The 16,528-nt window shown below is 29.7% G+C and carries 11 protein-coding genes; 5 read left to right on the forward strand and 6 right to left on the reverse strand.

The genetic code is table 11. From position 1 onward, the window contains the following. Nucleotides 1-487: 487 nt before the first annotated feature. Nucleotides 488-1,618: a radical SAM family heme chaperone HemW gene (gene hemW, locus A35E_RS00795; RefSeq protein ID WP_014888774.1), complete on the forward strand. Its 1,131-nt coding sequence runs from the start codon at nt 488-490 to the stop codon at nt 1,616-1,618. 82 nt (nt 1,619-1,700) lie between these two features. On the opposite strand, the gene A35E_RS00800 is transcribed toward hemW, so the two are convergent. Further along, nucleotides 1,701-2,027 carry a TusE/DsrC/DsvC family sulfur relay protein gene (locus A35E_RS00800; RefSeq protein WP_014888775.1) on the reverse strand — a complete coding sequence of 109 codons (327 nt, stop codon included), beginning with the start codon at nt 2,025-2,027 and terminating at the stop codon, nt 1,701-1,703. Nucleotides 2,028-3,283: 1,256 nt separating this feature from the next. On the opposite strand from A35E_RS00800, the gene orn reads away from it, so the two are divergent. The 4 genes from orn to A35E_RS00820 all read left to right on the forward strand — a co-directional run bounded on the left by orn (nt 3,284) and on the right by A35E_RS00820 (nt 8,985). Next, on the forward strand, nt 3,284-3,829 hold the full coding sequence (gene orn / locus A35E_RS00805) for an oligoribonuclease (RefSeq protein WP_014888776.1): 546 nt from the start codon (nt 3,284-3,286) through the stop codon (nt 3,827-3,829). Nucleotides 3,830-5,515: 1,686 nt separating this feature from the next. Next, nucleotides 5,516-6,388 (forward strand): acetyl-CoA carboxylase, carboxyltransferase subunit beta, encoded by an 873-nt coding sequence (accD, locus tag A35E_RS00810; protein ID WP_014888777.1) that lies wholly within the window; start codon nt 5,516-5,518, stop codon nt 6,386-6,388. Nucleotides 6,389-6,495: 107 nt separating this feature from the next. After that, the gene (folC, locus tag A35E_RS00815) at nt 6,496-7,782 is read left to right on the forward strand and encodes a bifunctional tetrahydrofolate synthase/dihydrofolate synthase (RefSeq protein ID WP_014888778.1); all 1,287 of its coding nucleotides are present in this window, start codon (nt 6,496-6,498) and stop codon (nt 7,780-7,782) included. 600 nt (nt 7,783-8,382) lie between these two features. Beyond that, nucleotides 8,383-8,985: a peroxiredoxin C gene (locus A35E_RS00820; protein WP_014888779.1), complete on the forward strand. Its 603-nt coding sequence runs from the start codon at nt 8,383-8,385 to the stop codon at nt 8,983-8,985. A 207-nt stretch (nt 8,986-9,192) separates the two neighbouring features. On the opposite strand, the gene groL is transcribed toward A35E_RS00820, so the two are convergent. The 5 genes from groL to hldE all read right to left on the reverse strand — a co-directional run bounded on the left by groL (nt 9,193) and on the right by hldE (nt 16,465). After that, nucleotides 9,193-10,842, reverse strand: a complete 1,650-nt coding sequence (gene groL / locus A35E_RS00825) for a chaperonin GroEL (RefSeq protein ID WP_014888780.1) — start codon at nt 10,840-10,842, stop codon at nt 9,193-9,195. A gap of 47 nt (nt 10,843-10,889) precedes the next feature. Next, nucleotides 10,890-11,183: a co-chaperone GroES gene (locus A35E_RS00830; RefSeq protein ID WP_014888781.1), complete on the reverse strand. Its 294-nt coding sequence runs from the start codon at nt 11,181-11,183 to the stop codon at nt 10,890-10,892. A gap of 1,217 nt (nt 11,184-12,400) precedes the next feature. Next, nucleotides 12,401-13,327, reverse strand: coding sequence for an LpxL/LpxP family Kdo(2)-lipid IV(A) lauroyl/palmitoleoyl acyltransferase (lpxL, locus tag A35E_RS00835; protein WP_014888782.1), 927 nt, complete (start codon nt 13,325-13,327; stop codon nt 12,401-12,403). Nucleotides 13,328-13,813: 486 nt separating this feature from the next. Beyond that, the gene (locus A35E_RS00840; protein WP_014888783.1) at nt 13,814-14,323 is read right to left on the reverse strand and encodes a CvpA family protein; all 510 of its coding nucleotides are present in this window, start codon (nt 14,321-14,323) and stop codon (nt 13,814-13,816) included. A 705-nt stretch (nt 14,324-15,028) separates the two neighbouring features. Then, on the reverse strand, nt 15,029-16,465 hold the full coding sequence (gene hldE, locus A35E_RS00845; RefSeq protein WP_014888784.1) for a bifunctional D-glycero-beta-D-manno-heptose-7-phosphate kinase/D-glycero-beta-D-manno-heptose 1-phosphate adenylyltransferase HldE: 1,437 nt from the start codon (nt 16,463-16,465) through the stop codon (nt 15,029-15,031). Nucleotides 16,466-16,528 lie beyond the last annotated feature (63 nt).

Raw genomic sequence — 16,528 nt, forward strand, 5'->3', positions numbered from 1 at the left:
GAAATTACACATATCTTAAAAAATCTCTTTATTGAAAGAATAATAAAATACGTTAGATGTTATTTCCCTCCAAAAAAAAGATTTATTTTATATTTTTTTTAAAAAATTAACAAAGTGCACTTTGCATTGTAAATTAGTGAATTACTAGCACTGCATTAAAGATTTATATTAATTTAATTTCGGTTATAGGAAGAAATTTAATATTAACAAATATTGCCATATAAGGGAAAGAAGTAGCGACTACACTACTTAAGAATATTAATAACTCTTTTTTTTGTTTTATCCTAAATAGTCAAAGTAGTATGTACATATACATGTATTTCGTTTTTTTCTTTGACATCTTCATGGATTAGTTTCTTTGTATAATGTACTCTATTTTTATTTTGAAGTATTTTATAGCCATTACGTTTAGATTGGCAGAAAAAAAATACACAATTTTATCATACTAACACTTGCGCATTAAATGAATTAATAGATTTCCTAAATTATGGTTAATTTTCCTCCTCTTGGTTTATATTTACATTTACCTTGGTGTATAAAAAAATGCCCTTATTGTGATTTTAATGTTCATAAACTTACAAAAAAGATATCTCAACACCAATATATTAAACATCTTTTATCGGATTTAGATCATGATATACCTTTAATTTCAAATCGTATAATTAATACAATATATATTGGTGGAGGTACTCCTAATTTGTTTTCACCTAAACTAATTCAAACATTAATTGATAATATTCGTGATCGATTACCAATTTCGTTAGATGCTGAAATCACCATGGAAGCAAATCCTGGAAAGAGTGATCAAAATTCTTTTAAAGATTACCAGTTAGCAGGAATTAATCGTATTTCTATTGGCGTACAAAGCTTTTCAGAAAAACAACTGATTCAACTTGGACGAAAACATAGCGTAGAAGAATCCCGATACGCAGCGCGTATGGCAGCATCAGTAAAGTTACATAGTTTTAATCTTGATATCATGTATGGATTACCGAATCAATCCCTATTGGAGGCGCTGAATGATTTAAATGAAGCAATTAATTTCGGAGCACCGCATATTTCTTGGTATCAATTAACTATAGAGCCAAATACTTTATTTTTTTGCAAAAAACCCATTTTACCGGATCATGATACTATATGGAAGATATATAAGTATGGTAAAAAAATTTTAAAATCATCAGGTTACTATCAGTATGAAATCTCTGGATACGCCAAACCTGGATTTCAATGCCAGCATAATGTAAACTATTGGCGTTTTGGTGATTACATCGGTATTGGTTGTGGTGCTCACGGTAAGCTGTGTCAGAAAGATGGTAAAATATTACGCACAGTAAAAACGCGTAACCCGTATCGTTATATGAAAGGGGAGTATCTTGATAAACAATATCCAATATCTTTATCTGAACTACCTTTAGAATATTTTATGAATCGTTTTAGATTATTGAAAGTAGTATCGAAAAAAGAGTTCAGATTTTTTACCAGATTAAAAGAGTGTCAAGTGCGCCCTGCGTTGAATAATGCAATAAGAATTGGTTATATAACTGAAAGTAAAAATCATTGGAAATTAACAAAAAAAGGGTATTTGTTTCTTGATTCATTATTAGAATTACTGATTTAAAAAAAACGAAAAGTTTCATATTACATGATAAGTTTATTAGTGTGATATATTTCTTTTTAAGAATTGTATTTTTATAGAAGTTTTAAAGGCACCTTACTGGTTTTGGTAATCCGGCTATTTTTGTTGCTTGTTTCGCCGGACCTTGAGGAAATAAATGGAAAAGGTATAAGCTATTACCTTTTTCTGGACCATAAGTTTTTTCCATACACTTTACTAGCATTCGCATAGTCGGTGAAGTGTTATATTTATAATAAAATTCGCGAATAAAATAGATCACTTCCCAATGTGCTTTACTAAGAGTGATGTTTTCTCTACGCGCAATTTCTTCAGCCAAATATTTAGACCACTCTTGAGAATAAATTAAATATCCCTCTGAATCAGTTTTTATTTTTCTGTAATTAATATTCATTAGTTTCTATTAAATTTATAAAACATGCAATAAAATACAATAAATTTCTTGATGAAAACACTCAAATGTTTATTGATATTCAATACTACGTAAAATTGATTAATATCTATAGCTTAAGATTAATAAAAACATCAATGTTTGATTATGATAAAATAATTATGTTATTAATTGTGTACTATTAACATATTTTATGTGTTTTTTTAAAATAAATATATTAGGTTAGCTTTCTACTAAACTTTATATGCAAGGTAAGATATAAAATATTGATATCATAATTTTATAGCAAGTAATTTTTAACATTTAATTATTTATATAATATTACTTGCATGATATTATTTTTTTCATCTTTATCTTAAAGATAAATGTTGATTATTTTGAGTATAGAATAATATTATAGTGAATAACTTTTTTGTTTGTATATTTTTAATATAAATTAATTTATTAACTTTTTCTAATTCTAACCCTATATTCAATCAAACGCAAATAATTAAAAATTATAACAAATAAATACTTTATAGTGATATAAAAAAAATAGAAAATTATTTTAGTTATTATGTTATTTTTTTAAAATCTATTAAAAAGTTATATTTTATTTATATAAAAAAAATTAGAGACATAGTTTAAATTTTAATTTTTAAAAATTAAAATTTATTAATTAAGTAATAAAAATATTTTGTAAAATTTATAAAAAATATTTAAAAACATCAATATAGACTCATCAAGTTTTTAAAATAATCTCTAACTATTTATTATTAAAATAGAATAACAATTTATTAGATTACATCTGTTCTATGAGGAATTATTAAAAATTTATATTAAATATTAATTTATTTCTTAGAAAATATCTTCTACTCATTAGGATAATTACATATATTGAATATAATATAGTAAGTTTACTAAAAGATTAACATCAATAGAGTTAAAAATGTTTATAGAAAATATTTTCTATTTGATTAATAATTATTTACAGATTTTATCTGTATAACTTTTAAATATAATTTATTGAAATTAAAATTTCTGAATTATGACATAAAAATGTAAAGTTAAAAAAATGAAAAAATGATATTCACAAAGAACTTTAATTCAATAATCTGGATTGTTTTAAACGAAAATCTAGCGCAAATCGAGTTGAATTTATATTCCTTTTAGGGTTTTTAAAATTTCTTATCTATTAAGAAGTAGATTTTGTAAAAAAAATGAAATGTCAACAGACAAGGTTGTATACTAAGTAACTTTCCCCTTTTTCTTGATAAAATATGCCAATAGATAATAATAATTTAATTTGGATAGATTTGGAAATGACTGGACTTGACCCTCAGCGTCATCGTATTATAGAGATAGCGACATTAGTGACTAATGCTGATCTAACTGTTTTAGCAACAGGTCCGGTATTAGCTATATACCAATCTGAAGAACAATTAGCGTTAATGGATCAATGGAACATAAAAACTCATACCGATAGTGGATTAATTCATCGAGTGCGTAAAAGTTTATTTGATGAAGAAGCTGCAGAAGTTCAGACGTTATCGTTTTTTTCAAAATGGATACATGCTAAAAAATCTCCTATATGTGGAAATACTATAGCTCAAGATCGGCGATTCTTATTTCGCTATATGCCTAGATTAGAAGCTTATTTTCACTATCGTTATCTTGATGTTAGTACTTTAAAAGAGTTAGCCCAACGTTGGAAGCCAGAAATTTTATTCAACTTTAAGAAAAAAAATACTCATAAAGCATTAGATGATATTTATGATACGGTGTCTGAGTTAGCTTATTATCGAGACTACCTTATTAACATATAATATTAGATTATAAATAATATAATATTATATTTGATTTTTTTATCAGATATAATATGATATAAAATATCATATCTAGTTTATATTTTTCATTAAAATAAAACTAAAAAAAATACTGATATATTAAAATCCATAATAATCGTTTCTTTTTAATAAAAGTGTATAGATAAATATCTAGATTTTTATCGTGATAAAAATACTTCATATATAATAAGTACATTTATCTTTACTATAAAACTTTAAAAATAAAAAAAACTATTTATTTTAATTATAAGTAAATAACAAGAATTGTTTTTTAGTTAAAGTATTTTTTTTGCATATTTATTTATTATAAAGTGATAAAGATCGCAAGTGATGCACAAGGTTAAAAAATAAATCATAAAATTATCCAAAAAATAATTATTTTTTACTGTTTTTTTAGTAAAATTAAAGTTTTGATCTTATCAAGATTTTTCTATAGTTTTATTCTTATGTGAATTTTTTACTTAGATGTAAACCTAGATTTATTGATGTATAAACAGCTATGATTAAAAAAATAAATGTTTTGATATAAACAGTAATATTTCAAATTAAGTCATAACTATATCTATATTATATTTTAATTAATAAAAAATTTATTAAAAATATTTAAATATATGATTGAATTTTTAAAAATCTTAATAAGAGAGATTTTTATTTAATTCAAATTTAATGAGATATTAATTTGCCTTAATACTAATAAAAAAATAAAAACTTAATTCATGAACATTAAAGAGTATTAAAGTAGTGTAAACTTTTTATGTAAGGTAATAAATAAAAATGACTCTTTTAATGAAAAAACTTTCACTAGGTATTTACAGACAGTAATAATGCTTTATTTTATTGTAAATATGTTTTCGATTAATATTTTTGATCAATCATCTTTTACTTTTTCTACAAAGTTAAAAGATATATTATTAATATGAAACATGAAGTTAATAAATTTTTAAAGAGATTCAAACAAGTTTTTTTGTAAAAAAACGAAAGTTTTTTAATGTAGAAAATGAGTTTATGAAAATTATGTCTATTTTCTATAATATTGTAAAATTTTCTTAGAAGGTTAGAAAAAGCAGGGTTTTATATTGTAACAAAAAAAAGAATATTTTATCTCTACATCGTAATACCGATAAAGATGAATATCATTTATAGAATTTTTTATTAGTTGATTTTATTTTTGTGAGTAATTTATTTGAAATGTTGTTATATATAACTAAGTTCTATTCAGAACATAGTTAATTATAATTGTTGTTAATATCTGCCGATAAAACTTTACCTATATGTTATATATTATTAAAATAATATTTATTGTTAATTGCTTTAATGAAAAAATTAGTTAGTGTAATGTTTTTTATATAAAAATAAATTATTTATATTAATAAAATTAATAATCGATAAAAAACGTAGAAATAATATATTTTTATACTAAAAATTAGTTCTTTGATAACTATCATGTTATATTTATCTTTTTCCTTAAAAGATTAAAAACAATGTATTTTAACATGGATAAATGTAATAAATATAAGATAAGACCGTATTTGAGAGTTAAATTATTTATAATAAATAATATTGTAGATATATTAACAAGTATCTCTGATGAGAAAAATATCTTTACCTTGCTTGATTAAGGTTAATAGATAACCTTTATTTATAAAAATATAAAAAAAATCAACAATGACCTGGATTGAACGTATTCTCAATAAAAGTAGAATAGTTCCAACGCACAGAGCCAGTATTCCTGAAGGCGTCTGGACTAAGTGTAATAGCTGTAGTCAAGTCTTATATCGAGCTGAACTAAAACGTAATCTTGAGGTTTGTCCAAAATGTGATCATCATATGCGGATGACAGCAAGAGCTCGTTTACATTCTTTTTTAGATCGAGAGACTATGGTAGAACTCGGTAGTGACCTAGAACCAAAAGATATTTTAAAATTTAAAGATTTAAAAAAATATAAAGATCGCCTAGCTATCGCTCAGAAAACTACGGAAGAAAAAGATGCATTAGTAGTAATGAAAGGCACACTCTATGGAATGCCTGTAGTTGTAGCGGCATTTGAATTTGCATTTATTGGTGGCTCAATGTCCTCAGTAGTAGGTGCGCGATTTGTACGTGCTGTCGAATCCGCTTTATCAGATGCTTGTCCGTTGATATGTTTTTCTGCTAGTGGTGGTGCACGCATGCAAGAAGCTCTGATTTCTTTAATGCAGATGGCTAAAACGAGTGCGGCTCTTGCTCGGTTTCGAATACATAAGTTACCCTACATTTCAGTTTTGACTGATCCTACCATGGGAGGAGTTTCAGCTAGTTTAGCTATGCTTGGTGATTTAAATATTGCTGAGCCGAAGGCATTAATTGGATTTGCAGGTCCTCGGGTAATAGAACAAACTGTGGGAGAAAAATTACCAGCAGGTTTTCAACGAAGTGAATTCTTGATTGAAAAAGGAGCAATTGATCTTATTATTCGTCGTCCAGAAATGCGTTTCCGGATAGCTAATCTGTTAGCAAAACTAACTAATTTGCCTCCTTGTCAAAAACACCAATTATAATAATTAAATATTCTTCAATGTGAGATTTATTTTCTTAAAAACCATCGAAATAATAAAAACTGTATCTTTTATTAAAATGTAACTTTTAAAAAAACGTTTATTAGCTAATGAATAAAGATATAAAAAAAACACTGATTCCTAAATCCACATCTTCATTGAAGATGTGGATTGATTATCTTCAATCGCTTCATCCTAAAGATATTGATTTAAGTTTGGATCGAGTGTTGCATGTAGCAACTAAGCTTAATTTGCTATCCCCAGCCACTTATGTCATTACTGTTGGTGGTACGAACGGAAAGGGAACTACTTGTTGTTTGCTTGAAGCCATTTTTCTTTCCAGTGGAATGCGTGTTGGTCTCTATACTTCCCCGCATTTACTGCAATACACTGAACGGGTTCGTATTCAAGGTGTTGAATTATCCGATGTTGCTCATAGTGAATCGATGGCGTTTATTGAATCTGGTAGAAATTCGATTTCATTGAGTTACTTTGAATTTAGTACTCTATCGGCGTTGCATCTTTTTCGACAAGCAAATCTCGACGTAGTAATCCTTGAGGTCGGTTTAGGGGGACGGTTAGATGCTACTAATATTGTTGATGCTGATGTCGCTGTGATAACATCCATTGCCTTGGATCATATTGAGTGGTTGGGTAACAATCGTTCTAGTATTGCGAGAGAAAAAGCTGGTATTTTCCGCCCAGGGAAACCAGCGGTTATAGGTGAAGTTAACCGACCATCAACACTTGATCTGGCTGCTTTTGATGCTAATTCAGTTTTGTATGCTGTAAATCGTGATTGGTGGTGGAAGAGTGGTGAAATAGATTGGTGTTGGTGGAATAATTATTATAAGCTTACTTTGCTTCCCAAACCAACTATTCCATTAGCGAATGCAGCAACAGCGCTCGCGGTAGTTTCTTGCTTACCATTTTCTATATCAGAAGTTGCGGTACATAAGGGGCTTCGTGAAGCTTCTCTCTTAGGGCGGTTTCAATGTATTTCAAGAACACCATTAATCATTTTAGATGTTGGTCATAACCCTCATGCTGCTCGTTATCTCGCTCGACGTTTGGAAGAAATATCTATTGATGGTACTATTCGAGCAGTAGTGGGAATGTTGTTAGATAAAAATATTCCAGAAACTCTTAGATGTTTACGTAATCAGGTAGATATATGGTATTGTGCATCGCTTAAAGGGACACGTGCAGCTACTTCTTTAGATTTAGCTCTACATCTTAATCATCATGATACAAGAAACTTTAAAGATGTATTAAGCGCTTGGTATCAAGCGCTAGAAGATTCTTCTCCTGAAGATTGTGTGTTAGTATTTGGTTCTTTTTATACTGTGGCGCCAGTTTTAGTAGAGTTAAAAGATAAAATGTATATTAATAAATAAATTTTAATATGAGAGATTTTCTCTCATGCATTATTATTAATTAAGATAAAGAGTGGCTGTAATCGCTAATAAAATAAAAAAACAACAATTTAGTATAAATTATTATCTTTCTTGTTAAAATAAGATCCCACTCCTCGCTTCATATGAAAGACAAAAACATATCTGTGGAATAAATATACTTTTATTCTGTTGTCATGAAGTTTAGTATATAGTTTTTGTGGGCAGTATTGTAAAATTTTAAATTTAATGACGATGTGAAGTTGATAAAACTATAATTTAAAATAATTATATTGAGATGTAGAAATTCCCTATTTTAAAAGGAATCTTATTTTTTAATAAAAAGTTGTTAATTATAAAGAATGTTTGAAAAATTAAAATAATTAAGTACAATAGTTAATTTTTAATAATATTTTTTATTTTCTCTTAAAATAAGACATTATTGTAAACATGATAATTATATATTATTATAAATTAATTATTTTTTATAAATAGTTTTCTTGTTTTTTTATTTAACTATCACAGTGACGTTATGTGCTTATGTTAATTGCATGTTTTAGTAAATTAATTTTTTAATTTTAAAATAACTTTATGGGAGTTAACATGGTTTTAGTTGCTCGTCAAGCACCTGACTTCACGGCTTCTGCCGTACTTGGAAACGGAGAAATTACTAATAATTTTAACCTTAAATCATATATTCAAGGTAAATCAGCAGTTGTTTTTTTCTGGCCAATGGATTTTACTTTTGTATGTCCATCAGAATTAATTGCATTTGATAAGCGTTATGGGGAATTTAAAAAACGCGGGGTTAGAATTGTTGGTGTTTCCTTTGACTCTGTATTTGTTCATAATGCTTGGAGAAATCTTTCTGTTATGCAAGGTGGTGTTGGTTCTGTTCATTATCCTATGGTAGCTGATATTAAACGCGAAATTATTAAAGCATATGGAGTGGAGCATCCAGATGTTGGAGTAGCATTACGAGGTTCCTTTTTAATTGACCAGCATGGAATAGTTCGGCATCAAATTGTTAATGATTTACCTTTAGGTCGAAACATCGATGAGATAATCCGCATAATTGACGCTCTTCAGTTTCATGAAGAACATGGTGATGTCTGTCCAGCCCAATGGATTAAGGGTCAGGAAGGAATGAAAACATCCCACCAAGGAGTTATTGAGTATTTTTCAAAGAATTTAGATAAAATCTGATTATATTTTTCTAGAAAAATAATTTAAGACCGAGTAAAAGAATTTGAAATAAATATGTTATTTTGGATTTATATAGAAATGATTTTTTTTTAAAATCATACCGATGTTCTGGATAAGATTTAACTCTAGAACATCGGAGATGTATAACTTAATGATACTTAAGTAGTACTTACTATGATGTGTGGGTGTTTAATATTTTTCTAAAAACTACATCATACCACCCATACCACCCATACCGCCCATACCATTCATGTTGTTACTCATTTCAGGTTTTTCTTCTTTGGGTTGGTCGGTTATCATGCATTCTGTGGTAATCATTAAACCAGCGATAGAGGCTGCATATTGTAGAGCAGAGCGCGTGACTTTTGTGGGATCTAAAATTCCCATTTCAATCATGTTTCCATATTCTTCAGTTGCTGCATTATAACCAATGTTACCTTCTCCTGCTTTTACTTTATTAGCAATTACGGAAGGTTCTTCACCTGCATTAGCAACAATCTGACGGAGAGGAGCTTCCATTGCTCGACGTGCTACCTTAATACCAACATTTTGGTCTTCATTATCGCCACGGAGTTCAGCAATACTGTTAGCTACTCGGATTAGCACAACACCACCACCAGCAACTACCCCTTCTTCTACTGCAGCACGAGTAGCGTGAAGAGCATCTTCTACGCGAGCTTTTTTCTCTTTCATTTCAACTTCAGTAGCGGCCCCTACTTTGATGACTGCAACACCACCAGCAAGTTTTGCTACACGCTCTTGAAGTTTTTCACGATCGTAATCGGAAGTTGCTTCATCTCGTTGTTGGTTGATTTGTATAACTCGGCTATTAATAAGTTTTTTATCTCCGACACCATCGATGATGGTAGTAGTGTCTTTTGTAATAACAATACGTTTTGCTTGCCCCATATCCTCTAGGGTAGTTTTCTCTAATTCAAGGCCGATCTCTTCAGAGATAACAGTTCCTCCCGTTAAGATAGCAATATCTTGAAGGGTAGCTTTACGTCGATCACCAAATCCAGGCGCTTTCACAGCTGCAACTTTTACGATACCCCGCATGGTATTGACAACAAGAGTCGCAAGTGCTTCGCCTTCAACGTCTTCAGCAATAATTAGAAGTGGTTTACCCGCTTTTGCAACTGCTTCTAATAAAGGAAGTAATTCACGTATATTAGAGATTTTTTTGTCAACTAGGAGAATGAACGGAGTGTCAAGTTCAACAGATCCAGTTTCTGGTTTATTGACAAAATAGGGAGATAAGTAACCGCGATCGAATTGCATTCCTTCTACAACATCTAATTCATCTTGCAATCCAGAACCTTCTTCAACAGTAATTACGCCTTCTTTACCAACTTTCTCCATAGCTTCAGCAATTAGGGTACCAACAGTTGCATCTGAGTTAGCAGATATGGTTCCTACTTGTGCGATAGCGGTAGAATCAGAGCAAGACTCAGAAAGTTTTTTTAGTTCCTCTACTGCAGCAATCACCGCTTTATCAATACCACGCTTCAGATCCATGGGATTCATTCCCGCAGCAACAGCTTTTAAACCTTCATTAACGATAGACTGAGCAAGCACGGTAGCAGTAGTTGTTCCATCTCCAGCAGCATCATTAGCTTTTGATGCAACTTCCTTTACCATTTGAGCACCCATGTTTTCGAATTTATCTTCTAATTCGATTTCACGTGCAACTGCAACACCATCTTTCGTTATGAGAGGTGATCCAAAAGATTTGTCTAAAACTACATTTCGACCTTTAGGACCAAGGGTTACTTTGACTGCGTCAGCGAGAATATTGACGCCGCGAAGCATTTTTATGCGAGCGTCGTTACCGAATTTTACGTCTTTAGCTGCCATTTCTATTTCCTTTAAATTCGTTCAGTTCAGATGATTTCGCGCGAATGTTATTTTTCAACGATAGCTAGGATGTCGCTTTCTGACATAATTAGAACTTCTTCGTTATCGATTTTTTCAACTTTCACGCCATATCCGTCATTGAAAATTACGATATCGCCTACTTTAACGTCTAGCGGCTTTACTTCGCCGTTGTCTAGTATACGGCCATTTCCAATAGCAATTACTTCACCACGGGTAGACTTGCTGGCAGCAGACCCAGTTAAGACGATGCCGCCAGCAGATTTAGCTTCAACTTCTTTGCGCTTAACTATAGCGCGATCATGTAATGGACGAATTTTCATTAATAGCTCCCTATGATACAGTCTTGATCAGTTTCCTATAATAAACGGCTTGCACTACGTTTTTTTTGGATCATGCATGGCCTCATTGATTGATTAAGATGGGGGCGTTAGAGTGGGCTTCAAGGGGGTATATATGTTTTTTTTTAACAATGAAGATATTTTTAGTTTGTTAAAAAATAAATATAGTTAAGTTAATAATTTAAATAAGTATAAAATACTCAATATTAAAATTATTTTGATCTTAAGTATTTTTTTGGGTGTAGTAATTTTTTTTTACTTTCTTAGTAACTAAAAAATTTTTAATTCAGATTATTGATTAGATGCAAAAAAAATAAGGATTCTATTTATGTTGTTTAGATTTTATTGTTGACAATGATCTAAACTAGATATGATATATTTAAAACCTGTAAGTGTTATTTTATATATATGATATCTATTTTATTTGATTGTAATTCAGAGTTATCTAATATTGATATTTAAAGTATAATTTAACTTTAAGTTATTTATAATACTTTTTAAAAATTATATGTATAAAGTTTAAATGATACATTTAATTTATACTAGTTATGTATTATGGATTAACTGCCTGAATTACTACTAACTATTAAATAGACATTATCTATATTATAAATATCTATTTAAGATATATGTTAGTTTATAATGTTTTATCTTAAAAGAAGTTAAAAAAACGGTAAATTTATTTATTGTGACAATAAAAGTTTTTTGTTTCTATATTGAACAAATAATTCAGTTAGTAGTTAGTATATATATATTATGTAAATGCATACATTGTATATGTAGGATTTAAATTTTTGGATTATTAGTTAATTAAAGCACTAATATTATAGTAAGATAAAAAGTGTTTAATAGTTGATCACCGCAAATGTATCCTAGAAAATAAAATATTGAATACCATTCAATAAAACTTATGTCCTTCTTTACCTGTATTTTTCTAAAATAGCCTTTTAAGTTATCTTAAAATGATATTTGTATTTGAAAGTTCGTTCTAAGATTAAATGAATTGTTTTTACATAATACTAAAGGTTATAGGAAGTGATAAAACCATAAAGATTAAAAATCTTTAAATCTATACGACATAATTTAAAATACGTAATAATGATGTTTAAATTATAGTCCATACTTTTAGATGATATATTTGTAGAGAGTTTTTTTTGATTTTAATAAATATATTTATTTGTTCTATTGTTAGTTAAAAACTAATTATATAAAGATGGTTCGCCGGGTGGTCGGGTCTTAAAACGACGATGTAACCACATGTATTGATCTGGGGCTTTCATGATGGCGTGTTCGATTATTTGATTTATGTAAGTAGCCACAGAAACAGCATCCAATGGCACACGTTTTTTATGTGACAAAATTAATAATTCATAACCCTGCCCATGTGAGCGGCGACGTGGAATGCATGAGATAATTAATGGTTTAGTTGTTTTGAGCAGTAAGTAGGTGCCAGCAGTTGTTGCAGTTTTAGGAACAGCAAAAAACGGTGTAAATACACTACTTTTTGGACCATAGTCGTGATCTGGCGCATACCAGATAATATTACCATTTTTTAATGCGCGAATCATACCTCTTAGGTTTGATCTTTCTAACATTGATTTGTTAGAGCGCATACGACCCCAGATTTGTAACCAATTTAGTAATGGATTGTTATGTGTACGATAGACTCCAATACCTGGATTATGTATTCCAAATATACGAGCACCTATTTCAAGAGTAAGAAAATGCATACCGATAAGTAGGATGCCTTTGTTTTTTTTTCTAGCGAAAGTTATTTTTTCTAAACCTTTAACTGACATCCATCGTTTGATGCGCCAGTCTGGCCAGAACCAGGCGATGCCAGTTTCAATAATACCCATACCAACTGATTCAAAATTTTTTTGCAACAGTTTTTCACGTTTATTGGTTGACATTTCAGGAAAACATAATAATAGATTGCGACGTGTAATTACCTTTCTTTTTTGCATAAAACAAAGAGCAAATCGTCCTAAAAAGGTACCTATTTTATAAAGTAGAGGATATGGAAGAAGAACTAGTAAATAAAGCACTGCAACACCAAACCAAGTTAACCAATAACGAGGATGGAGTAAATGATGATTGAAGGTAGGCAGTTTTTTTTTGATCATAGCATAAAAAACCGAAATTTTATATTACTCTTAATTTTATAATCTATGATACACTTAATTCGATGTTTAAAATGTAAAAAGTACTAATAGGAATAATAGTTATTTTAATCAGTGACATGGTTTGAGGTTAATATATTTAATATTGTTTTATTATATGGTCATACTTAGATGAGTATGATTAAAGTTTTTAGTTTATATATATAAAATCAGAAAATAATTGATATTTAAAAAAATAACTTGCTTAAAAACTTAACTTGATATGTAGAGTTTTTAGATAACATGTAAAACTTTCTTCTGAAAGAAGAATATGTTGTTATTAAAGTTTTTATTTTTATTCCACTATAAATTATAAATTTAGTATATGATTGAAATAATTATATTTTTACCTTTAAGCTTTCGTATTTGAAAGATTTTAAAAAAAATATGGAAGTATGTAAGTTACAATATAACCTAATAAAAAATAAATTAGATTAAATTTTATAGTGTTTAGAGATTAAACTTGTTGAAAAAATCCTTAATATGAAAAATTGAACTATTTTTCATATAATCTATAATCCATCTTATTATTTTAAGAAAATGTGGAATACATTTAGATTGTTGCCAATCTGGGCTGCGAGAAAAATCAGTAAATACATTGATGACAAATACTCCTACGGATACGAGCAAAATACCTCGAACTGCACCAAAACACAATCCTAACACTCGATCTGTAGTTGAAAAAACACTTTTCTCCACCAACGAACCAACAAAACAATTAATCATGTATCCAATAACAATTGTTGATATAAAAATCAAGCTCATTGCAATAAAGTTACGAACGAGTTTTTCTTTAAAACTCGTAAAATATATTGCAAGAGAACTATAATAACGATTGGCTAAAAAAAATGCACAGATCCATGTTATTAACGATAAGCCTTCGTGTATAAACCCGCGAATTAAGCTCGCTAAAGTTGAAAGCACAAGGAAACCTACAATGATGTAATCAATCCAAGTCATGCATCCATCCTTTAACGATATGTGCTTTATAAATCTTTATCTATCTTAAGATTTAAATTTGTTTTTTTAAATTCGCTCAATTATAAACTTATAAAGTTTTATTTTTCAAATATTAATTTAAAAAAATAAGGATGGCTATGTTTTAAGTGAAATGTATTTTAAAAAAAAATCATTTAACGACTAAGTTATAAAAATATTATTTTTTAAATAATTTTAATCTTTATTTTTTTGGATGTATGTTTATCAATGTTTTTATTTAGTATTTAGCAAAGCTAGCTGCGTCTCTGAACATTAAAGTTTGATCTTTAAAATATACGTGCTTACTAATTCATAAGAATTGATTTTTTTCTTGCGATTACCATCATCTATCGATGATGGAGAAAAAAAGAAAATTGATCACATTTAATTTAGCCGCGTTTTATCATGCTTGGATGTTTATCCACTAACATGAAATATAAGCTGTATGTTTAAATGTAAAATTTTTAAGCGAACATTATTTTATTTTTTAATCCTGTTTCTTTATAAAAACAAAAACAAGTATTAATAATCATTATTTCTCATATAAATAATTTAGTATATAGTGTTTTAGGTTTTTCATGCGAAAAAAAGCACTGAAAAGTTTTTGTGAGAATGGTTTAAATCTTGTAAAAATATTGCCAGGGTTATCTAAACCCATATTGAAATTTATTGATTTTGTTTTTTTGTTTAAAAATTTAAATTCTTCTTTTTTATAGCATCAACAATGCTTGTGGTAGAAAAACCATGTTTAAAATTTATAACAATCACATCTCCCCCATTATTCCATACATCTTCACTGCCGGCAATCTCATGTTCTTTATAATCACCTCCTTTTACCAGGACATCCGGTAATATGTCGGCTATAAGTCTTTGGGGTGTATCTTCATTAAACGGAACCACCCAATCAACCATTTCTAGAGCTGCTAGAACAGCCATACGCTGTTCTAGCGAATTTATAGGGCGGTTTTTCCCTTTTAAGCGTTTGGTAGATTCATCATTGTTGACAGCTATTATTAGTCGATTTCCCTTCTGAGAAGCACTAGTGAGGTAATGTATATGACCTGGATGTAGAATATCAAAAACTCCGTTAGTCATGACTATTTTATCACCGCGTTTCCTTGCAAGCATGACCGCTTGTTTAAGCGTGCTTTCGCTCATCACTCCAAAACTATTTTCTATACACCCGTGAATGGCATCATCTAGCTCTAAGAGACTAACACTAGAAGTTCCTAATTTCCCCACAACAACTCCTGTGGCAGCATTTGCTAACATGCAAGAAGACTCCAAACTGTTACCCGCTCCTAGTGCAGCCGCTAAAACCCCAATAACAGTATCTCCAGCTCCAGTAACGTCGTAAACTTCCTGTGCCTGTGTTGCTAAGTGTAGTGGATATTTCCCTGGTTGTAATAAGGTCATTCCTTGTTCAGAACGAGTAATAAGTAGCGCGGATAGATGGTAGTCATTAATTATCTCTAACCCTCGATTTACTAGTGTTTGTTCATCCGGACAAGATCCTACTACTGCTTCAAATTCTGACAAATTAGGGGTGAGTAATGTTGCGGTTTGATAACGGCTAAAATCTGCTCCTTTTGGATCAACAAGAACAGGTATTCCCGCGGTGCGGGCTAAAGTTATTATTTCGTTTACCGCTACTAACGTACCTTTTGCATAATCAGAAAGTACCACGATGTTGGTTCTTTGTAATGCAAATTGAATTCGTTTCATTATGCATGTTAAATCAATATTCTCAAATTTTTTTTCAAAGTCGAATCGGGTTAACTGTTGATTACGTGAGATCACTCGTAATTTTATAATCGTTGGGTGGCTCTTGATAGCAATAAAATCACACGTTACGTTTACTTGAGTAAGTTTAGTGTTTAGTGTACAGGCGGCGTCATCAATTCCAGTAAGACCAATTAAATGGACACAACTTCCTAGTTCGGCAATATTCATTGCGACATTAGCAGCACCACCAGGACGTTCTTCCGTAGTGTCAATTTTTACGATAGGAACGGGTGCTTCTGGTGAAATTCGGTCACTAAAACCATACCAGTATCTGTCTAACATGATATCGCCTATTACTAGTACGCTTGCCCGGCGGAAATCAGGCAAGATTACTTTCATTGTTTACTCCTAACATATTTTTAAGAATAAATTATATTACAGGAAGAGAAAATAGCCCCTTTA

The sequence above is a fragment of the secondary endosymbiont of Heteropsylla cubana genome, assembly GCF_000287355.1.
Taxonomy (GTDB): Bacteria; Pseudomonadota; Gammaproteobacteria; order Enterobacterales; family Enterobacteriaceae.